The following is a 23,557-nucleotide window of genomic DNA, read 5'->3' as shown; positions in this document are numbered from 1 at the left end:
ATTGTTTATTATCAACACTTAGTGAGCTATCGATAATTGGAATAGTTGGCAGGCATTTTGGGTAGTTTTTTGAGCCAGACTTTCTAAAGACACCCCCCGCCATCTGGCTAGAAATTCGGCAACATAACGAACGTAGGATGGTTCATTACGTTCACCCCGTTTGGGGACGGGGGCAAGGAAGGGACAGTCAGTTTCGATGAGAAGGCGATCACTTGGCACAACCAACGCACTTTCCTTAATTTGAGTAGCTTTTTTAAAGGTAACAATGCCACTGAAACTGATGTAGAATCCTAGATCTAAAAACCATTGGGTTTCTTCGGGAGTTCCATTCCAACAGTGGATCACCCCTCGTACTGGGCCTTGCTTAGTACAAAATAACTTCAATATTTCTCGGAGGTTAGCCGCGGCATTCCGACAGTGGATAATGACTGGCTTATCAAGTTGATAAGCAATATCCAGTTGAGCCTCTAATACTTGCCTTTGCAAGTCTTTATTATCGGCTTTATAAAAGTCTAGCCCCATTTCTCCAATGGCTACCACTCTCGGGTCTGACTGGGCTGCTGCAAGAATTTCTTCATAAGTTGTCACTGTCCATTTGTGAGCATCTAGCGGGTGTAACCCCACGGAAAAGGACAGTTGACTTTGAAAACGATCCGCTAGAGCTTGTATTCCCTTAAACTCCTTAGGTTCAACACACGAATGGACCAGGTAAACCACTCCGGCCTCCTGCCAACGGGCTTGGAGTAAATCGAGGTCTTGCTCAAAAACGTCGAAGTTAATGTGGACATGGGTATCAATAAGTTGCATCTGGTTAATCTTAAGCCGAGTGCTCAGCTAAGTCTCCTAGACTAGAGGAATTAATACTGACCTGTTTACGGTTATTTTCGGTTTATCAAGGAAGTACAAGTTCTAATTTGTCTTAACCCTCTTGTCCTATTCTTTATATGCTTTATTTAACTCAAAAACTTATCTATTCAAGAAACTGTAGCAACTTTCTTGTGAGCTTTAGCCAAACGAGCTTTTTTCCTGGCTCCATTGTTTTTATGTAAAACTCTCCGTTTGACGGCTTTGTCTATTTTGCTGTAGGCTGCCGATAAAGACTCATCAGCAACTGTTTTGTTATCAGGGGTCGGATTTGCCGCGTATTCTTCTACAGCTTGAAAATGTTTTTTCATCAAAGTTCTCAGTGCCGAGCGGTACGCTTTGTTGCGTAGTCGGTTGCGTTCGGTAATATCAATACGCTTAAGTGCAGACTTCGAGTTGGCCACGGTCGTTTCCTACAACAGATTGCTTAATGTCTAACAATGCTAACTTTTAACACGGACAAACATAATAACATTTATTCCATGAAAATTACAAGGCAAAAACTCTGATAGATTTTAATTTCCTATCGTCTTATACCAAAGCCCTTAGATTGAGAGATTGACCCACGTCCTTGTTCAGTAGTGCAGTTCGAAGTCTTGAGATATTCACCACACTCTGACAGCGTTAACGAACTTAGCGCGACTCCTAAAATCTTACGATTTAGGTCTACCTCAAAGCATTGTCCATCTGAGACTTAACTCTCTTGGGAACTTAACAACCCCCCTACAGACTAACCCCGAAGTTCTATGTCCAATTTTTTCTGGCAATAATTTCCTACTCCTGGTCAAGTTCTCATGTTTGGCTTAAGGGTCAACCCAACGGCCATCAGTTTTTATTAACTCAATTAATTCTTGAACGCCTCGGTCTTCAGGAACTTTCTTGATCTCTTCCCGCCCCCTATATAGGGAGATATATCCGGCTTGTTTCCCCACATAACCATAGTCTGCATCAGCCATTTCTCCTGGCCCATTGACAATACAACCCATTACCGCAATGTCTAACCCTGTCAAATGTTTGGTAGCTTCTCGTACTTTGTGAAGGACTTCTTCCAAATTGAATAGAGTTCGGCCACACGAAGGACAAGCAATGTACTCTACCATGGTCTTACGTAGTCCCAAGGCTTGGAGGATGTTATAACAAACTGGAATTTCTTTCTCAGGGGCTTCAGTCAAGGAAACGCGAATAGTATCTCCAATTCCTTCAGCTAAGAGAGTTCCAATTCCTGCAGTAGATTTAATTCGTCCATATTCACTATCTCCCGCTTCTGTGACTCCCAAATGTAGAGGATAGTCCATTCCTAGGTCATCCATCCGTTTAACCATCAAGCGATAGGCGGCTAACATCACAGGAACACGGGATGATTTGAGTGAGACGACTATTCTATGAAAATCTAGAGATTCACAAATACGGACGAATTCTAGAGCCGATTCTACCATCCCTTCGGGAGTGTCCCCATAGGTAAATAACATTCTCTCAGCTAAGGAACCGTGATTAACTCCAACTCGCATAGCCTTCCCCTGATTCTTCAAGGAAATAACTAATGGCTTCAATGTGTTAGCAATTTTTTCGCCAATTTCATCAAATTCAGCTTGGGTGTATTCACCACGAGTGGGATTGGGTTTTTCAAAGACATATAATCCAGGGTTAACACGAACTTTATCCACGTGCTTAGCGACTTCTAGAGCAATTTTCATGCCATTGTGGTGTACATCGGCCACTAGGGGAACCCGTTGATAGACTTGAGTAAGTTTCTTATTAATATCTGCTAAGGCTTTGGCGTGGGTCATACTAGGAACAGTGACTCGGACAATTTCACAGCCAATTTTATGTAAACGCTGAATAGCGGCGACTGATCCCTCAATATCTAGGGTATCCTCATTAATCATTGATTGCACCACCACAGGATAACCTCCCCCAATGATGATATCTCCTACTGGGACGGGACAGGTTTTGCGACGATGAATGGTAGTATCAAATTTAGGAGTAGAAGATGTTAGAAGCTGGGAGGTTTCCAGAGTTTGCATGGTCTGTCTAGATGAGTTACTAGGGACTATTTTACAAACTCATTTTAATAGATTAAGGACATATTTTACATTTTTTACTGTTATCTCTTTTTTAAGATCTTAAAAAAGAGATAACAGTAAAAAAAACTTTTAAAAAAATATTTAAAATCCTTAAGAAAGCTGGAAATCCAGAAAAAGTGAGGATAGAAGTTGAGTTATATCCTATGTTTAAAAAATAAAAAATATAAAGATTTTGGATAAATAGGCACAAACCTATACTCCAGAACTAAATCTAATAATAGAAAAAGAATTACATCAAATAAAAGTCAATAAATTTGAGGATGATCTGGCTCAGACAATATAAATCAAATATTATTCATATTAGTTACTAGTAAAAGAATAAAACGATATAATTTTAACTATGATTATTGAAATATAGAGATACGAAACAATGTGCTTGTTAACATTTTACTTGGGAGTAATTTTACTCTGAGTTAGAATGGCAGAGTTTTAATAAAATCCCAAGTATGTCTTCAGATTTAAGTTTATTAAAGTAGTTAGTTTTTGCCTTCACTTACTATTGTTCAGAGGTAAAATAGAGAGTAACGGTTATTGACTTCCAACACAAACTTTCGGAATATGCCATATTTTTAAAGTTAAGTTTTTTATATTTGATAAATTTCTTTAGCTACTCTTTTAAGTCACTTTAGTTGTTAGTGTACATCTTGTTTAGTCCAAATCATCGTAAACTCACTAAGTACCAAAGCAATAAGGGGATTATGAATTTTCAATTTAAATTAGTTAATTGACGTAGTTGCTGTTGTTATCAGTTCACATTCCCAGTAATTACGTTCCCTGAAAAACACCTCGAATCTCCAAATAATTAACCCTAAATCTTTTTAAGAATTTTACTAAACAAAGTCGAATTAATAAAAAAAATACTTTTTTTGCTAATCTATGTTGACCATTTTCTAAATAATTAACACTTCAATACAGGATTTAACTAACAGTGTATTTGTTCTATATTTGTAATATATGGTCCAACAAAAGTTCACTAGATTTAATAGGAACTGATTGTTTAAACATGTAATGAAATTACATAGTTTATTTAGAAATAAAGGAATATATATAAAATAAGTATTAAGTTTTCTTCTCTTGTCTTCTATATATCATTTTACTTTATGCCAACTAATACTCCTATCATTAGCATACCAGGCAATAGAATAATGGGCTGCATAGGTGAATTCTATGTCATAGGCTAATTTAACCTGTTGAGTTTCGGTAGGAAATCTTTTTTAACTAGGATTAATGTAGATAGATTCTTAAGTTAAGCTAAAATTTTAGGCTGTTGAGACGACTAAGGTTTACCCAAAAAAATTTGTAAGTAACTTTATTAAAAATGACGCATTATAAGGTGGCTGAGGACAATAAAAGTCGCTTTACTCGACTTTTGATTCTAGTTTTAGTAGACCATAGAATTTTGGTAAACAACGGGAAATATTCGGTTACATTGCATAATCCATAGTTCATAGTGAGACAGCTAAATTTCTCATCTTTAAACTGCAAATTGAGGGCATTTCCTTCAGACTACTCAATTGATAGTGAGGATGATTTACAAAGAGATTGTTGACAGGTGATTGCCTATTGTTCCCGGAAAAAATCCAATCCCACCACTTGTCTTTTTTTTTCGACTTAATGAGCTAATAATTGGGCTAAATCTTAACTCCCACAGCTGACATCTAATGCTTTATCCTCCAATTGGGGTTGACTCTATTTAATAGCCATTAGCTTCCAGATACAATGTTATCCCAAACTTAAAACGTTGTTTATGTCTATTGTCAACTAGGGCGATATTTTAAAAAATACTTGGACTTTATCTTGCAACATGTGGGGTTGGATGGATTATGGGTAAATAGTTAACTTATGCACTGAAATATTTAGCAACAGGGTGATAGGTGATAATTGCTGTTGTAGACTGTTCAGGATAGATTTGTTCACTTTCATCCATGTACATATTAATGCGATTGCACCCTAATACCTCTAATTGTTTATATTGATCTTGAATGTTGGGACAAGCAGGATACCCAAAACTATAACGAGAACCTTGATAGTGCTGTTGTAATATTTCTCGAATATTATTAGGCTCTTTCCTCCCAAAGCCTAATTCTCGACGAATTTTAGCATGTGTCCATTCCGCTAATCCTTCGGCAGTTTGAACAGCCATCCCATGAAAATAAAGATAATTTGTATAATCATTATCGGCAAAAAGTTTCTGTGCGTATTCTGTTGCAATTTTTCCAACGGTAACTGCTTGCATTGGTAATACATCAGTTAGTCCTAATTTTTTAGGAGTAAAGAAGTCTGCAAGACACAAGCGACGACCGGATTTTTGGCGAGGAAATTCAATTATCCAAATAGGGTCTATGTTTTCAGGGATGTTATTCTCTAAGTCTTGAATAATTTCAGGATCATAAACTAACAATTGATTTCCCTCAGACTGACATGGAAAATAACCATAAACTACTGTAGGATGCAATAAATCTTCTGTAATAATTTTCTGTTTCCAGTCTTCTAAAATCGGATAAACCTCCTGGACTAAAAATTGATGGTATTCTTCTCGTGATTGTTCTTTAGGCTTGCGAAATTGCCATTGACCTGCAATTAATGCTTGTAAATCTAAATAACCAAATATTTTACTTAAGTTTAAGTTTTCTGGATTTAAAATCTTAGTTCCCCAGAAAGGAGGGGAAATAGGGTCTATTATTTCTACATCTTCTGATCGTTTTGTATCAATAACTTGTTTGGTATTAATGGAGGTATATTTACCATCTTCTACAGCCAATTTCCTTGCTTTTTTTTCTCCTCTTTCTTTTTGAAATAGGCTATTTTTTTCTTTAAATTCTCCTAAAAATCCTTGTGAATTATTCCAACTTCCAACTAATTTTGCCGGCATTAATGTTTCCATAAATGCTAAGTCCGAGAAAGCATCTTTCCCATAAATAACCTTGCCTTTATAAGCATTTTGACAATCTTCGTAGACAAATTTTGGGGTTAAAGCCGCCCCTCCTAAAATTACAGGAACATTAATTCCACGCTCATTAAAGACTTCTAAATTATCTTTCATAAATGCTGTTGATTTTACCAATAAACCACTCATTGCAATACAATCAGGTTGATGTTTTTCGTAAGCTTGAATGATATTTTCAACCGGTTGTTTAATCCCTAGATTAATTACTTTGTAGCCATTATTGGAAAGAATAATGTCAACCAAGTTTTTGCCAATATCATGAACATCTCCTTTAACAGTTGCAATGATAAACTTACCTTTTCCACTATCGTTACCATTTTTTTCTTTATCCATAAAAGGTTCTAGGTAGGCCACTGCAGCTTTCATAGTTTGGGCAGATTGTAATACAAAGGGCAACTGCATTTGTCCTGAACCAAATAACTCACCTACTACTTTCATTCCATTAAGAAGAAATATGTTAATAATATCGAGAGGATGATATTGTTTTAATGCTTGTTTTAATGCTTCTTCTAAGCCTAACCTTTCTCCATCAATAATATGCTGTTTAAGTCGTTCTTCTATAGAGATAGAAGCTATTTTTGTGAGATCTTTTTTTGTGGTCTTACCTACAAATAATTCCGTCAATTTAGTTAGAGGATCATAGGTACAAATATCTTTATCAAATTCTCGTAGATCGTAAATCAAATCTCGACAGATTTTTTGATGTTCTGGCTCAATTTTAGTGAGGGGTAATATTTTATTTGCGCTAACGATCGCTCCATCCAACCCTACCTGCATTGCTTCATACAAAAATATAGAGTTTAATACCTGTCGCGCTGCGGGATTTAAGCCAAAGGAAATATTAGAAATTCCCAGTAAAATATGACACCCTGGCAATTCTTCTCGAATAAGCTTAATAGATTCAATAGTTGCTTTCCCGTTTTTTCTATCTTCTTCTATCCCTGTAGAAATAGGTAATGCTAACGTATCAAAAAAAAGTTCATGAGCAGGTATTCCGTACTCTATTGCTGCATTATAAGCCCGTTTTGCAATCTTAAATTTTCTATCTTTGGTGCGCCCCATTCCTTCTTCATCAATAGTTCCTATCACAACTCCTGCACCATAATTCCTGGCTAATTCTAATACTTTCAGAAAGCGTGCTTCCCCATCCTCATAGTTAGTAGAATTGAGGATACATTTACCTCCTGCAACCTTTAGTCCTGCCTCCATTTTCTGCCATTCTGTCGAATCAAGCATTAAAGGTAAGGTTATATTCTTAATAAGACATGAGACTAATGTACGCATATCTCGTACCCCATCCCGGCCGACATAATCTACGTTAACATCAAGTATATGTGCTCCTTCTTTCACTTGAGATTTTGCTAAAGATACAAGGCTGTCCCAGTCTTCTTTATCAAGTAAAGTACGACATTTCTTAGAGCCACTAGCGTTTAATCTTTCTCCTACAATTAAGAATGAATTATCTTGAATATAAGGTTGCGCGCTATAAATTGAAGCAGCAGAAGCTTCATAATGGGGGTGGCGTTCTTTAGGTATTAAATTATGGGAAAGTTCTGCTAAGGCTTTGATATGATCTGGACGAGTTCCACAACATCCTCCGACAATTTGTACACCTAAATCTTCAATAAAGTGCATTAACGCCATTTTTAATTCCATTGGAGTTAAGCGATAATGTGCTTGTCCGCCAATGTTTTCGGGTAACCCTGCATTGGGAATACAAGAAATTATAAAGGGGGAATGTTCAGATAAGTATTTAATGTGTTCTTTCATCTGTTCGGGACCTGTAGCACAATTGAGTCCCAAAATATCAATTTTATAAGGTTCTAAGATAGCTAGTGCCGCACTTATTTCCGTTCCTACTAACATCGTTCCCATTACTTCCATTGTGATCGAAACCATAATTGGTAAACGGTCACATTTTTGACGAAAAACCTCTTCAACAGCGTTTAAAGCTGCTTTAATTTGTAGTACATCCTGGCAAGTTTCAATAACGAATAAATCTGCTCCACCATCATATAATCCTTCTGCTTGTTCAATGTATGAGTTTTTAAGGGTATCAAACTCAACATGTCCTAAAGTAGGTAGTTTGGTTCCTGGTCCGATTGAACCTGCTACAAAACGAGGTTTTTCAGGAGTAGAATATTCAGCTGCAATATTTTTTGCTAGTTCGGCGGCTTTTTTGTTGAGATAATAAGCTTTGTCTGCTAAATTATACTCGGCAAGAACAATCGACGTCCCCCCAAAAGAATTAGTTTCAATAACATCTGCACCAACTTCTAAAAATCCCCTATGTACCCTCCCAACTGCTTCTGGTTTGGTTTCGACTAGGTACTCGTTACACCCTTCGTATTCAGGTCCTCCAAAGTCTTCGGCAGTCAAATTTTGAGTCTGTAATGAAGTCCCTGTTGCACCGTCAAAGACAAGAACAGGACGTTTGGGACTTCGAAGATAGTTAAGGAAGGAATTATTCATAGAACTATGCTCAAAATGGCAGGTTAGAACTTAAATTTTATTTTGACATATCTTCTGTCAGCAGAGCCGAGAGCTTCGAGTGAATAGATACTTTTAAGCACACTATGTCCTCGTGGAGATCTTTCTTTATTTTTAATATCTTGAGTGGCTGGTAGATCTAGTGCCACAAAGTATTCACCCTCGTTAGAGTTGTCAACTTTAATATAGAGAGTCTTCTCTCAATGTATGTCAACTACAGTTGGGAAAAGTTCGAGAAGCTTCGTCCCCATTTACCTTAGCAAGGTAAATGGGGACGGAGCTTCTCATTGTAAAATTTTGGGTAAACCGCGAAGATCATTATCAGCACGATGTTCTAAAAACACATCTCTTTGCCGAGCGACAAGATCTATATCCCTTACTAATATCATCCTAACCCCATCATAAGGATAGTGGACTAACTTAAAATGCTAATCTTTTCTCCTATTTAAAATACATTAATGTATTTTAGCTATTTTCCGGTTTAACTTGTGTTTATTAATGGAAGATTTAGGTACAGTAGCTATATATGCTACTGTACCTAGATCACCTTTATTTTAATCTGAGAAATTTCATCTGAATCAAAGGCCTTCCGTATAAATTGTTGAGGGAGATAAGAAAATAGCTCAAGAACCTTAACTGTACTATCTAAGCTATCTTTGATACTCTCCCAATCAAAGTTTGAGTGCTTGTTTTAGTAACAATATCTAGCAGTAATCAGAAAAGTAAACTCTAATTAGTTTGTCATTCACATAGACACGTTTCTGGTTAACCACTTATTATGTATTTTTACTGGACATATGTAAGATTGGTGAAGAAGGCGATTTTATAATCCTCCAATTTTCTAAACGGGAAAGATTCAAATATCTAACTTTCCAGTTTTTTCTCCACTAACTGATTTGTTAATTTAGGATCGGCCCGTCCACCTGTTTTCTTCATTACTTGACCGACAAAAAAACCTTTTAACTTAGTTTTTCCATTACGGAATTTTTCAAGTTCGTTAGGGTTAGCAAGCAGCACTTCATCAATAATTTTTTCAATTTCTTTTGCATCAGAAATTTGGGTCATTCCTTTAGCTTCAACTAGTTTTTCTGGTGATCCACCTTTATCCAAAAGTTCTGGAAGGATTTCTTTAGCAATTTTACCACTAATAGTTCCTTTTTCAATGAGTCGGACTAACTCCCCTAAGTTGACTGGGTTCAAGGAAATTTCAGTTATGTCTAACTTACTATTATTTAAATAAGCGGCAATATCTTGGGTAACCCAATTAGCCACTAACTTAGCGTCAGCCCCAGTCTCTAGAGCTTTTTCATAAAAATTTGCTATATCTCGATCATCGGTTAAAACACGAGCATCATAAGCAGAAATACCTAATTCTTTCTCATAACGTTTCCGTTTTTTAGCAGGAAGTTCGGGAATAGTTTTTCGCCAATTTTCTAATTGTTCAGAAGATATCTCTAAAGGAGGAATATCAGGTTCAGGAAAGTAACGATAGTCACTAGATCCTTCCTTTTTTCTCATACTAACGGTGCACTGATTTTTCTCTTCCCAAAGACGAGTTTCTTGGAATAGAGATTCACCTCTCTCTAAGGTCTCAATTTGCCGTTCAATTTCGTATTCAATAGCTTTTTGAATAGCACTAAAAGAGTTCATATTTTTTATTTCTATCTTAATTCCAAGCTCTTTTTGTCCCACAGGACGAACAGAAATATTAACATCACAGCGCAAGGAACCCTCTTGCATATTACCATCACTAATTCCTAAATAACGGACTAAACGACGTAACTCTTGGGCGTATTCCGCCGCCTCTCGTCCTGAGCGTAAGTCAGGTTCTGAAACAATTTCGAGTAGAGGAACGCCTGTCCGGTTGAAGTCTACTAGGGAGTGAGTTGATCCTGATAGGCGATCACTTCCTGCATGAACTAACTTTCCGGCATCTTCTTCCATGTGTAAGCGGGTAATACCAATAATTTTACGGGTAACTTCTTTGTTTGTTTTGTCCACCAATTCGATTTCGAGGGAACCGTGTTCAACTATGGGGAGATCGTATTGAGAAATTTGGTAATTCTTGGGAAGATCAGCGTAAAAATATTGTTTGCGGTCAAATTTGCTATATAAAGCTATTTTTCCATCGATTGCCAGTCCTAACCTACCCGCAGAGGTTAAAACTTCTTTGTTAAGGACAGGTAAAACTCCCGGATAGCCCAAACAAACCGGACAGATGTTGGTGTTGGGAGGACTGTCAAACTTAGTTGAACAGGCGCAGAAAATTTTACTGCTAGTATTAAGTTGACAATGGGTTTCTAACCCAATAACGGCTTCATATTTAGTTTGAAGGGGGGTTGCAGTAGTCATATCTTGTTAAGAATACTTTAGTCTATAAACCAATAGTAGCGGTTTCTGTCTGATGGTTGAATTAAAGTCAGAACTTGAGAACAACTTATTGGTTTTAACTGAATACTAAAATTGAATATTAAAAGAGACCTACTGGATATCCTAACATGTTTTTATAAAATTGTAGGGTCGGCAAATCTATAGGGAGTTGCGCTAGCTTTATGTCATGCTCATTATAATTGCATTCATGACAGTCAAATGCAATATACAATTTGTTGAGATAAAGAACTTTTTTAGGATAATTTACAACGGATACACATATCCTAATATTTATATTGTTTAGATAAAAAAATCGATAAGTCTAATAGCTATTAATTAAAATTTTCTTTATTAAAGAAGTAATTTATAGAGCAAAAAAATACTTATATTCTATAAACTAATAGTCCATAGATTGTAGTAAAAAACAAAGAATTTTAGAAAAAACCATATAGTTATTTTAACTCTAAAAAATAAGTCATGTCTTGTTAATTTTTGACGTGAGTTAATATCCTTTTCTAAAAAAAAATAATCTGACTTAATTTAAGATATTTTATGAGCTTTTACTTAAGAATATTTTTTATTAAATCTTGTTTTAGCTATGGATTTATTTATAGATTTTTTATGATCATCTATCATATTTTTTTTATTGTGACAGTTTAGCTTTAACTAAATAAACCGTTTATACACGTTAGATCATTATCAATGATAATAATCATACTGAACTTATCATGTATAATGAAGTAATAATATGCAAAAAGTTAAAAACTACGTAGTTTTTAACTTTTTGCGTTTTTTAACCCATAAGCTAGTCTTTTATTTAACTAAAAGTTACCATTAATATCTTTTACTGTTCCTTTAGTTATTTCTTCGTAAGAATCAGTGATAAGACTAAGTATACTTGTAAAAATAACTTATAATAACAGAAAAATAACCTAGATAACAGCGATAGATCTAATCTATTAGATACTATTTACTTTAGTGCAGTGGTTAACCAATCTCTAACTATTACATGACCTTCTATGCCATTAATTACAATGGGTACAGGAATTAATCTTTCTACTTTAACTCTTAGAATTAATTGGGGAATATAGGATTTTATTTATAAAAAAGTATTTGCGGTACAAAATAATTGCCGATAAGGGTAAAAACTTATTTTTATAAAAAGTTTTTACTTGCCAGTTTAAGTAATCTTGAAGTAATGTGCAATAATCATCATACTCAGGGTAAAGTAGACCCATATTCAGCGTATCAATAAGGTCTAGAATTGTTCCGACTTCTAAACTTAAATATTTTTGGGCAATTGTCCAAGACATTACAGGATAATTTTTATTATCACCAGCATTCCAATAACCTTAAATAATAAGCTAGTTACGTAAATATTAAACTTTTTTAGCGGAATCAATTTGAGTAGTTTTAGTCCAATTTTTAGTAAGCTTAAATATCCTATAAGCTTATGTTCTTCTTTTAGACTAGTAAACTTACTCAGGATAAATTTAATTTATTTCGACATTTATTTGGGTTTATTTTTAGTAATAAATTGACCAAACTAAGTTAAATTCATTAACTCTAAAGCTGACTCAAAACTAAGCGAGTAGGAATATCTTGGGCTCGTTATTATAACCAGATTACTGGATCTTAATCAAAGATTAAACTGATAAAGAAAACATCAGTATTTTTCAGGGCATTTTCAATAGCTTCAGGTTCAGTGTTCAAAAAGTAATCTCTAAAAACTTCTACAGCTAGTTCCTGACAACTAGAAGTTGCTAATTGTTCTGCTTGATGATGCGAGTTTGCATTGAAAGATTTAAACCCAGTAATTACCATAATGCGCTTTGTAACTAGCTATGTTAACTTTTATTACATCTATCTTGCCATTTATTTTAGAGTCTTGAACAGACTAGATAGATTTATGTAAATGTGTGTATTTTACAGATAAGGCTAAAGTCAACACGTTTTCCTAAGAACTCATGTAAGGCGATTATGATATTTATGAGATGACTCTCAAGCGCTCACAAAGTTCTCAATCAGTGGTTAACAGTCTTTTCTACCAAGTAATTATCTATAGCTGATGTAACCTTTGAATAAATAACAAAGCGATTTAGAAATTATGTCGCTGTTAATACTTTAAATCTTGACATTAAAGATGATCAATTTCTAGTCCTTGTCGGGCAAAGACCACGTCTTTAAGACTATTGGCGGGGTTATAATCGATTACCAGAGGACAAATTTGTATTGGTGGTCGCCGAGTGAACGAATTACTCCCAAAAAATCGAGATATTGCCATAATTTTCTAATCTTACGCACTTTATCCTCAGATGAACGTCTTTAAAAATATGGCATTTAGTTTGGAATTGCAGGGAAAATCCCACGCTAAAATTAAGCAACGAGTCCATAATGTCACCCAACACCTAGGGATTGGAACATTACTCTATCGCAAACCCAAAGAATCATCTGGGAGTCAACAGCAACGGATGGCAGTGGGTCGGACAATTGTACGAGAACCTGCTGTATTTTTAATGGATAAACCTCTATCCAATTTGGATGCAAAATTGCGGGTAAAAGCAATAAAAGAGATTAGTAAACTCCATTCCACCCTAAAAATTGCCTTTATTCATGTGACTCATAATTAAGCAGAAGCAATGACTATGGGTAATCGCATTGTAGTAATGAAGAATGGCATTTTGCAACAGGTGGATAGCCCAAGCAATATTTATAACCACCCGACCAATATGTTTGTTACGAGATTTATCGGAAGTACAGCTATGAATTTCTTTGTGGGACAAAAGGTAAAATGGGGAGAAAAAGCCTATTTACGATTAGTTCAGGAGTTAATTAACCTAAACTAATATCTTCCTCAATGTCTCCGAAAGACAGGAAATCTTTCCCTTCTTCTAGGTATTCACTCTAAAAATATTTACTATCCTCAATATTTCCCTCCAGATATTCAAGGATTTAAAATAAGATTAGTAGTTAGTCTGATTGAAATGATCGGAAGTAAACTGATTGTTTATCTGAGAACCCAAGATAATTTAGAATTGGTTGCTCGTCTTGATTCCTGTATTAAGGTAAGTCTGGTAGAATCTCTTGATTTATTATTTGATACGCAACGCATTTATCTGTTTTATCAAAATCAGCAAACTATTTAATTTGTCATGAAAAATTTTAAACAATCTTCTAAGTTAGATACACTTTCTGTCTTATTTAGTCAGGTTTTCCCTTTTGGTAAGTTGTCAACCCCTTAATCAAAAGACAAAGAATCGAATAAAAATGACAATGACGGAAATATGGAAGATAGTCAAGTGGATTCTAAATTGAGTTAAAGACTTTATTATTGACGATTTATGACCGCTAAAGCTTGTCGATGTAACGTTTGGTTAGAAGTTGCCAAAACCTCTGTTGACTGACGATTAAGGGGATTTCCTGACCAGTCGGTTATAACACATCCAGCTCCTTCAATAATGGGAATTAAGGCACAAAAATCGTAGTATTTAAGATCTGATTCTAGGATAATCATTGGCATAGAACTCCAACCACTGGCTAACGATACATAATTGTAACAGTCTCCTCCAAAAGCTATTCGTTTACAAACATCCTGTAATTTAGCCGCAATCATTTGTTGTCTTTTAGTGACGAACATCATAGGAGTTGTTGAGGTTAGACAGGCGTCTTTTAAGCGACTATCAGTTAGTTTACAATACAAATTTTCAACCAATTTTCCATTCAAAGTAGGTGGTTTTTCATGTATTCCCAACCACCTTGTTTGTAAAATAGGTTGATTCATACAACCGAGTAGAGGAACATTATAAGCCTCATCTACTAACCCTATTAATGTCCCAAAAATAGGTAACCCTTTGACAAAAGATGAGGTTCCATCAATGGGATCAAGTACCCAATAACGACCATTTTGGGAGGGAATATTATCCCCCTCTTCTCGAATAATTCCATCACTTGAGGCTTTTTGCTGCAAAACTCTGACCATTGCTTCTTCAGCAGCGCGATCAGCAATGGTCACAATAGAAGAGCGGTCAAAGTGTTTTGTTTCAGTCTCAATATTAGGTTGTCTAAAATATTGATAAATAACTTCGCCTGAAACATCAGCAAGTTCATTGATAATGTTGAGTTGTTGGACTAGATCAGTCATAAATAGCTTCCAATATTGTTATTATCGATATCGTCTATCTCAAAACTAAGGAATGACAGGGACAATTCATTGCAAATAAAAAAATCTGTTACAAAAATAGGATACTTAGTTAAACCGTGAGCGAGGGATAACTGGTCAGTTTTAAAAGCTCATAGTGGAACGAGGATAATTTTAACCCAGAAATATTAAACTTGCATACATAAGTTTATCTAATAACAGAGATATTCACTAGATGGAGTCGAATTAACAACTGTAAACTTACGTATCTAAATCAATAGATATAACTGATTTTAAGTTTATAAATTTTTTCAAAAAATTTGAGATTATTTTATTCATTGAAATTGAATAATTTTAAATAACAAACTTATTTAAAAATGGGATAGATATTTTAAAGATTCTAGTTGTATAGACTAAAATTGTTATATTATTAATGCTAATTAATTTTACTTTAAGTAAGTAAAATTTTTTAAAAAAATAAAATTTTACTTTCTCAACAATGACAATAAAATCTTGTATATTAGTAAGTGTCAGTTTGCACTCTTTAATGGTTTTGGTTCAAAAATACTATTTTTTTGACTTATTTTAACTTCTGAATTATTAATCAATAATAAATTTACTTGTTAAAGTCACTGGCTCTTTTTTACTAACTATAAAAAAATATAAACATTAATTTTTATGATTTATTAGCTACTAATTAAGCATTTTCAGTCTAGACTGGCTAAGTAATTTAGATTAAGGTTAGAAAAAATAATGTCTAACATATCTTAATTTTTGATTAAAAGTTTTACTTCTTTTTATAGAGAAGCTTTTAAAAAATTTGAAAATTCCTAGTTCTGCCAGCTTTTAAAAAACTTAAAATATCTATATGCAACTATTTAACTGACTTAATAAATAAACAATAGTTACATAACTATCATTTATTGCCTACTATATCCAACGAAAAAAAATTAGAACCACGTTTATTAAAATAAGTAAAGCATAATTTAGTTGAAACAGAAAAGCTGTCGTTCTATTTATTGAATAAAATAACAACTTTTTTGAAAAAACCTATAATTAGGAATTAAATTTTTTCTTCAAATTTTCGCTTTTAAAATAAAAGGTTAAGTTTAAATATTTTTAACGTTCTGTAATTGCTGAAAAGTTAATAAAATAATCCCAATTGAATCTAACTAGAATTATTATGAATATAGTTTTTGAGAAATTTTTTATTGATGTGCCATTGTTATTACTTAGCTCCATATAAAAGTCCAAAAGCAATATTTATAGAAATATCTGGTAGAACTTGCCAAGCGTCTATAAAAACCTTAACTCACTAATGACCTTGCCAACGGTTAAGAGGAACACAATCAATATCTAGTTGATCTAAAGTTCTAGCTACCACAAAATCTACTAAGTCTTCAATAGTTTGGGGATGATGATACCAAGCAGGAATTGCAGGAACTACCTTGACCCCAACTTCGGCTAAAGTCGTCAAATTTCGGAGGTGAATCAAACTTAAAGGGGTTTCGCGAGGAACAATAACTAAAGAACGACCTTCTTTGATTTGAACATCGGCTGCTCGTTCAAGCAGATCTGAACTTAACCCCATCGCTAACTTAGCTACTGTACTCATGCTACATGGTAGAATTACCATTCCAAACGTCTGAAAAGAACCACTAGCAATAGTTGCTCCTATGTCTCCCCAACGATGACAGTTAAGGATACCTTTTTCGGGTACTTCTGCTTTATTTCGCCAAAATTCTGCTTGTTCTTTAGGTTCAGGAGGTATTCTAGTTCCTTGTTCAGCCTTCCATACCATATAAGTCGCTTTTGAAACCACTACTTCAACCACAGTATCTGCTTCGAGCAGAAACTTCAAGGCACGAACAGCATAAATTAACCCTGATGCGCCACTAATGCCTAAAATCAAAGGTTTTGTCATTGCAAAATGTCCGAGTATGAACTCTATTTCCACACTTTGGGATGGATAAATAATCAATTACTCTATGTTAACAAATATTAATAAATCTGAAAGTCTCACTACTGTTCGATTACGTCTGACGACTTAAGACGACTTAAATTGATTAAATCAGTCCTTCAAGTTCGAGTTCTTCAATCATTTGTAGTCCCCTAGGATCACCAACCTTAAGCAGCGCATTTCTAGCATCATCTTTAACACCTAAGTCTTCATCTTCGGCTAATGCTTTAATCAAGGCATCTATTGCCGTTGCATAAACTATATTAGAAGGTATCTCTCGACATAATTGACCAATTGCCCAGGCGCAATTACCACGGACCGCAGCGACACAGTCTTGTCTTAAACCTTCAACCAAAGGGGCAATAGTCGCTATGACATCCTCGTATTCTAGCTTAGCAATTCGAGCTAAACTACTAGCAGCCCAAAGACGTACTGCTGAAATATCCGTTTTTACAGCATGAATTAGAGGATTTAATGCACGGCGATCGCCTCCATTCCCCAAAGCCCAAACAATACCTTTACGGACATACCCATTCCAGTCTTGTTGTAATAGTTCAATCAATGCTCCTATCGCATCAGGGCTAGTATTTCTCCCCAAGGCGTAGGCTGCACTAACTCTTACTAGAGGACAAATGTCGTTCAACAGGTCAATTAGAGGAGCAATCGCCCGTTGGTCTTGCAGTTCACAGAACACACGTGCTGCTAACATCCGTTGTGATGGGTCTGGATCGGTTAGCAGAGGTAATATTAACTCTGGGTTAGGAGGCGGCAGTTCAGAACGAGCAAAGTCTAAGAAATCTAATGGTTCACCAAGTTGATCCGCCGTCTCGATTACGCTAAGGTCGTCGTCGTGCATAGTTGTTAGGATAGGCCATTGTGCTGTATGAAGCCTACGCAATACTAGACAGTAGGCTGTTCAATCCCCGTTTTATCCCAGGAAGTTTGCTCCTTACTAGTTCACAGGTATGGACTTATAAGCTATCGGTGCTTTTCGGCTACTTTTCGCCATTTTTTTAGAGTAACGACGAAGAGTTTTCAGTTCTTTCTTCACTAACAAGTCTCAAAGTTGTTTTTTGCTCATCGTATTAAGACGCAGTAAGTGATTTCAAGTTATCGTCATGGTCTAACTTATCATACCATTGAATCGAGTAATTTATTCCTAGGACATTTCCTTAAAAAGGGTTAATCTATTAAACAGCTGAAAAGTTACATCTCCAGACATACTTTTACGACGTAGTAAGTTTACATTAGAAGGAATAGACGTAATGGGTTTTCACAAATTGAGGGCTGATTCTCTAAAGAGGAGGAGTTTTAAGCGAACTTTATTATTAAGTAACTACTTAATAATAAAGTCTAGCAAATGAACCTAACTATGATGGGTTGTTTTCCTTTCATCAATCGGTAACTTACTAAGTCTCACAAAAGGAGATACCCTTCTGTTTCGGTAAATTCAAGATTATCAAATTTATTACAGTCTAGAGTTTCAGTTTCACCTTGCAATTTTCTGCGTCACCTTATCTTCGCATATTTCCTAGAGATCGAAAATATTTCTTCTACCAGTTGACCGCTTCAGCTCAGCCAAACGTTAAGATCGGTCTGTGACTTTTTGCCGTTGATAAATTAGGGTAATTTGAGGAATCAGGGACCCAAAGTATAGCACTCGGTACATCCTATTAATGTAGTAACATCTACTAAGTAGCACCACAGAATCGAGGATACCTGCTTGTTGGAATTGTTAAGCATAAAAATGGAGTCTTCCTTTCAGCTTCTGTTCGATTTAATCGCCAATAGCGACTAGGTAATCTTAGATTATCTAGGTCTATTTACATGAGTTTTTAGGCTTTATAAGCCTTTACTTACTTTAGTTGTCTAGAATTGTTCTTATTATTCATTAATAGTCTTTTTTTTGGGCTATCTTTATTTTCCATAACTTGGGCTAAAGCCTGTTGACATTAATTGTCTTCTTTATTCCCGAATACATTGGAGTCCTTGGCATATTTGAGCTATAAACTTAAGATTTATGAGTTGAGTCCTATGCTAGCTTTCTTTAAGTGCAGTTAAATTGCTTTCTAACTCCTGTAGATGAGCTGTATAAAATCAGATCTAAGGATTGTCGAGGTATATTTTGCCCTAATTGTTAGAGTAGTTAGTATGTTGTCGAATAATCTCGACAATTGATAGCTTCAGTGGTCGGCTCGAGCATAAAAATCTAGGAAAGATGACGGAAAAAACAGAGCGAGATAACTAAGGAGAGAGTGATTAACATTAGTACTTCTAACGATTAATTTCAGATTAAATTAGTTTTTTGAAAATTTTTGAGAATTTAGGAAGCTCTTAAGCTATGTTTCGATTGTCATAAGCTCTCGTTCAATAACAGAAGTTACTAAAGATAAAGCAACAATGGGAGCGGTTATGGCGCGGAGAATGCGGCGACCTAAGGTAACGGGTTGAAATCCAGAAGCAACAGCTTTTTCTACTTCTTCATGTGTCCAACCTCCTTCGCATCCTGTAGCAATCACTATGGATTTTTGAGGAGAATTAGGCAAGTAAGTTAATAAGTGTCTTGCTTCCTGACGGGGGACACAAATATAGTGATCAACAGCGGTTTTGTTTATATTTATTAAAATTCTTTCAAACGGTATAGGTTCGATGATCGTGGGAACAACTTGACGTTCCGACTGTTCGGCCGCTTCAGTTGCAATTTTACGCCATCTTTCTAGTTTATGAGAACTGGGTTTAAGTAAAGTACGCTGACTAATGGTTGGGACTAAGGTCGTTACTCCTAATTCAGTACAACAACGAACAATTTCATTGAAGCCATTGCCTTTAGGAAGAGCAATTATTAAAGTAACCGCAATGGGGAGTTCTGTTAATTCCTCAAAAATCTCTAAAATTTGAGCCGAGTTTCCTGTCAGTTGTGCTAGGTAAGATTGACCTTGGCCGTTCATTGCTACAAAGTGATTACCGTCATTTAGTCGCAAAACCCGCCTTAAATAATGCTGTTGTTCAGGATTTAGACTAATCCTCTGATTTAAATTTTGGACGGATTCGATAACTAATCGATACACTTTCGTGAAAATTTCTGATGACACTAGCTTAAACCAACTACCTTAACTATAGCTCAAGTAATAGAGAGAACAAAGTAGCAGTTTACAAAATACAGATCTTTACCCTACCTACCTATTATGAGGATAATTTGTCAATTTCTTTTGATGCTTCTTAACATCTAGTGTCACACTTGCTAACTTACTTCTAAGCGTTAAATAATGTCTTATTTGTCAGCTAGCTATAATTATGTGTCTCCAGTATTTATTATATAAGTTCTCTGAGATAACCGCGGTAGCGTGCGAAAGTTATCTATTAGTTGTTAGACTTTTGAGTTAGCGACCTCACTGACATGACAACCCGTCCTCTAATTTCACGACCCCACCAGGGAGTATTTGTCCCTAAACAGTGAAGATTAGATGAGTTCACTTTCCAGAGTTTTTGGGTATCAAAAAGAATTAATTCTGCGGGTTGTCCCACCTTTAAAGGAGTCAACTCTTGTCCTAAACACCTTTGAGGGTTATTGCTTAAAGCTTTCCACAATTGTAGGGGAGTCAATTCTCCACTAACAACTAGATTCTCCCATAATAGTGGTAGGGCTAATTCTAGCCCAATCGCTCCTGGGGGAGCTTGTGCAAAAGGGACCATTTTTTCTTCATAACTATAAGAGCGATGATTAACGGCAATTGCGTCAATAATTCCTTGTCTTACTCCATCTTTAAGAGCTTGACGGTCTTTTACATTGCCTAACGGTGGTTCTAATCGTAAATTAGGATCATAACTAGCGATATCTTGAGTATCTAATAATAAATTCAGCCAAGAGGTACTAGCAGTTACGGGTATTCCTCTCGCTTTCCCCCAGGCAACTAATTCCACTCCCCGATGAGTCGAGATTCCCCTAAGATGTACAGGAGTGTTAATGACAGTGACCATCTCTAAAATAGCGGCAATAGCCGTTGTTTCACTGATTTGAGGGTTTCCTACAAGTCCGTAGTGAATCGATAGAGGTCCTTCACGCATTACTCCATTTCCTTTAAGAGAGCGACATTCAGGAACCAAAGCTACAGGTTTCCCTATTGGCTTAATATATTCTAATATTCGTCGTAATAACCCTAAATTCTCTATTCCTTGGCTATCGGTAAATCCTAAGACTCCTCCTGTTGCTAATTCTATTAGTTCCGTCATTTCTCTACCTTTTCCTCCCACAGTCAAGTTTCCCCAAAGATAAAGCTTAGGGGATATTTGCAAAGTTTGGGATTTTTGTTGTAAGAAAGATAAGGCAGCTAACGTATCAATGGCTGGCATTGTGTCGGGTAAGATAGCTACACGGGTAAACCCTCCAGCAATCGCCGAAGCAGCAAGAGAAGCTAAAGTTTCTCGGTATTCAAATCCAGGTTCGCCACTATAACTATAAAGCTCGACTAAACCTGGACCTAAAATCAATCCTTCTCCTTCAATAACAGTGGTATTTGGAGTTAAATAGTCAATATGGGAGTTAATAGCTTGAATTTTCTCTTCAGTCAACAAAACATCAGCAATAGTGTCGGTATTGGAGAAAGGATCCAATAATCGGACTTTTCGGAATAGAGTAGAGCTAGTCAAAATAGATTCGTCAAGTCAGAGGTTGAAAGTTGTAAGTTGGCAGAAGTCGGACTTTTTTGTTGTCAAAACAACCAACTCTTGCTAATCATATCAAGTTTATGAACTACTCCAAGTATTAAAGTCGTGGTCAATAGTTGTTGATTACCACTACAAACTATCAATTATTAATTTCATGAAACCTAAATAGTTTATTTTCTCAAAGAGAATTATACAGGTACTAAGAAAGAATTAGGAGAAAATAATGATGACTTTTATAGACTAGTTGTGGCCTATTATAATAGGCAAAAGTTGAATTAATTAACTTTTTAAAGTTTTTAAAATCCCAAAAACTTCATTCTATAAAAATGAAGTTTTTGGGATTTTAACTTAAGAGAATACGGTCAGAATAAAAATTTTAAAAGTTATTAGCCACTAATTTATAATACTCAGTTTGTAAGGGCCAATTTTATTAATATCCTCCACAGGTTAAAATTTACGATACTGGACTAGCTTATTTTAGCTGCATTGATGCAACTAAAATTTGGGCAATTTCTGGACGGCTGAACTCAGGAGGAGGAGTCTTACCATCTTTGAGCATCTTGCGGACTTTAGTCCCAGACAAATTTATTCTTTCTTCAGGAGTGCTAGGACTAGTTTTGGAAGTTGCCATAGTTTGAGTGCGAGTGCAATAAAATGCATGTTCAAATTTCATAGGTTGAATCTTTAATTCATCCTCTTGAAATTCTTCAAAAATATGTTGAGCATCGTAGGTACCATAATAGTCTCCAACCCCTGCGTGATCTCGTCCTACGATAAAATGACTACAGCCATAATTCTGACGAGCAATCGCATGCATAATGGCTTCTCGTGGACCTGCATAACGCATAGCAGCAGGAAAAACGCCTAAAAAGATACGGTTTTGGGGATAGTATTTATCAATTAAAGTTAGATAGCATTGCATTCGTACATCGGCTGGAATATCATCGGATTTTGTCATCCCAACTAAGGGATTGATAAATAATCCATCAACTAGTTCAAGAGCAATTTTAGTAATATACTCGTGGGCACGGTGGATGGGATTACGGGTTTGAAAAGCAACCACAGTTTTCCATTCACGCTTTGCAAACTCTTCTCGAGTCATTTTTGGAGTAAAGCTGTGTTTAGGAAAATTGCCTTGGGGGATAGTATTGACAAGGTTAATAGGACCACCTAGGTAAATTTCTCCCTCAGCTTGTATTGCCTTCACCCCTGGATGATTTTCATCGGTGGTGCGATAGACATTTCGAGCTTCGTAGTTTTGATCGGGCTTAAATTTACTGGTAATGGTCATGACAGCCAAAATATCACCATTAGGATGAACTAAAGCAATATCACTATCTAGGCGATATTTTTCAGAATCAGCTTCAGGAACCTGTAACGTAACAGGAATAGACCACGCCAGACCATTCTTTAAGCGCATATCGTTAATGATTGTTTGATATTCTTCTTCAGTGACAAAGCCATTGAGAGGACTATAAATACCAGTCGCAATACACTCAATATCTGCGAGATTACGCTTAGAAAGTGTTAATGGAGGTAAGGTATGGGCGTTTTCAAAGGCAATTTGTCCCTCAGCATCGCTTAAGATACAATCAATCAATTGACCGCCATGGGGGGCGATTATACTCGTCATGGTTCTTACTCCTAAAATTGGCTCTCTAAAAAGTTCAGTATTCCATAACTTTATACATCAAAACGGAATACGAGTATGTTATAGTTTCTAACTATTTTATCTGTAATTTCCCATATAATCGTCTTCAGCTGTATCCAGGAAGACTAATAGTTGTATGTAAAACTCGTTTTCTTTTCTTTATAATTGAGCTGAACTCTTGATGATTAAAATTTCTGATTTTTCGGAATTTTATGTTCTTTAAATACACTTTTACTGAGCTTATTGTTATTTAAAATTTGCTGATTAATTGGATTAATTGTGCTAATCAATCGTTTTCTACGGTATTATCTTGTTTTGTTTGGGGAGAAGAGTCGTGATCAAAATATAATTATTTCTACTTAAGCATCAACTAACTAAAATTAATCAA

At 35.6% G+C, this 23,557-nt stretch carries 12 protein-coding genes and 1 pseudogene; 1 reads left to right on the top strand and 12 read right to left on the bottom strand.

Going from position 1 to position 23,557, the window contains the following annotated elements; genetic code table 11:
- Positions 1 to 18: 18 nt before the first annotated feature.
- The 6 genes from P3F56_RS01845 to P3F56_RS01820 form a co-directional block, all read right to left on the bottom strand.
- Positions 19 to 807: a TatD family hydrolase gene (locus tag P3F56_RS01845; RefSeq protein ID WP_281153071.1), complete on the bottom strand. Its 789-nt coding sequence runs from the start codon at positions 805 to 807 to the stop codon at positions 19 to 21.
- A gap of 167 nt (positions 808 to 974) precedes the next feature.
- The gene (rpsT, locus tag P3F56_RS01840; RefSeq protein WP_281153069.1) at positions 975 to 1,268 is read right to left on the bottom strand and encodes a 30S ribosomal protein S20; all 294 of its coding nucleotides are present in this window, start codon (positions 1,266 to 1,268) and stop codon (positions 975 to 977) included.
- 399 nt (positions 1,269 to 1,667) lie between these two features.
- Positions 1,668 to 2,888, bottom strand: a complete 1,221-nt coding sequence (ispG, locus tag P3F56_RS01835; RefSeq protein WP_281153067.1) for a (E)-4-hydroxy-3-methylbut-2-enyl-diphosphate synthase — start codon at positions 2,886 to 2,888, stop codon at positions 1,668 to 1,670.
- Positions 2,889 to 4,788: 1,900 nt separating this feature from the next.
- Positions 4,789 to 8,367, bottom strand: a complete 3,579-nt coding sequence (gene metH / locus P3F56_RS01830) for a methionine synthase (RefSeq protein ID WP_281153065.1) — start codon at positions 8,365 to 8,367, stop codon at positions 4,789 to 4,791.
- An 882-nt stretch (positions 8,368 to 9,249) separates the two neighbouring features.
- Positions 9,250 to 10,737: an Asp-tRNA(Asn)/Glu-tRNA(Gln) amidotransferase subunit GatB gene (gatB, locus tag P3F56_RS01825; protein ID WP_281153063.1), complete on the bottom strand. Its 1,488-nt coding sequence runs from the start codon at positions 10,735 to 10,737 to the stop codon at positions 9,250 to 9,252.
- Positions 10,738 to 12,390: 1,653 nt separating this feature from the next.
- Positions 12,391 to 12,579, bottom strand: a complete 189-nt coding sequence (locus tag P3F56_RS01820) for a DUF3479 domain-containing protein (RefSeq protein ID WP_281153061.1) — start codon at positions 12,577 to 12,579, stop codon at positions 12,391 to 12,393.
- A 261-nt stretch (positions 12,580 to 12,840) separates the two neighbouring features.
- On the opposite strand from P3F56_RS01820, the pseudogene P3F56_RS10400 reads away from it, so the two are divergent.
- Positions 12,841 to 13,901, top strand: a pseudogene (locus P3F56_RS10400) (ABC transporter ATP-binding protein).
- 182 nt (positions 13,902 to 14,083) lie between these two features.
- On the opposite strand, the gene P3F56_RS01810 reads toward P3F56_RS10400, so the two are convergent.
- From P3F56_RS01810 to sat, 6 genes are all read right to left on the bottom strand, one after another.
- Complete coding sequence (locus P3F56_RS01810; RefSeq protein WP_281153059.1) at positions 14,084 to 14,896, bottom strand: inositol monophosphatase family protein; 813 nt, start codon at positions 14,894 to 14,896, stop codon at positions 14,084 to 14,086.
- A gap of 1,312 nt (positions 14,897 to 16,208) precedes the next feature.
- Positions 16,209 to 16,817 (bottom strand): flavin prenyltransferase UbiX, encoded by a 609-nt coding sequence (locus P3F56_RS01805; protein ID WP_281153057.1) that lies wholly within the window; start codon positions 16,815 to 16,817, stop codon positions 16,209 to 16,211.
- 142 nt (positions 16,818 to 16,959) lie between these two features.
- Complete coding sequence (locus P3F56_RS01800; protein ID WP_281153056.1) at positions 16,960 to 17,709, bottom strand: HEAT repeat domain-containing protein; 750 nt, start codon at positions 17,707 to 17,709, stop codon at positions 16,960 to 16,962.
- Between the two features lie 1,483 nt (positions 17,710 to 19,192).
- Entirely contained in the window at positions 19,193 to 19,945 is a 753-nt protein-coding gene (locus P3F56_RS01795; protein WP_281153054.1) for a 16S rRNA (uracil(1498)-N(3))-methyltransferase, read from the bottom strand.
- 268 nt (positions 19,946 to 20,213) lie between these two features.
- A complete protein-coding gene (locus P3F56_RS01790) occupies positions 20,214 to 21,500 on the bottom strand; it encodes a dihydroorotase (protein WP_281153052.1) in 1,287 nt (428 codons plus the stop codon).
- Between the two features lie 490 nt (positions 21,501 to 21,990).
- The gene (gene sat / locus P3F56_RS01785; RefSeq protein ID WP_281153051.1) at positions 21,991 to 23,151 is read right to left on the bottom strand and encodes a sulfate adenylyltransferase; all 1,161 of its coding nucleotides are present in this window, start codon (positions 23,149 to 23,151) and stop codon (positions 21,991 to 21,993) included.
- Positions 23,152 to 23,557: the final 406 nt, after the last annotated feature.

Source organism: cyanobacterium endosymbiont of Epithemia clementina EcSB, from assembly GCF_029919255.1.
Lineage (GTDB): Bacteria > Cyanobacteriota > Cyanobacteriia > Cyanobacteriales > Microcystaceae > Rippkaea.
The sequence above is the reverse complement of the archived record's forward strand: the minus strand, read 5'-3'. Positions and strand labels throughout refer to the sequence as shown.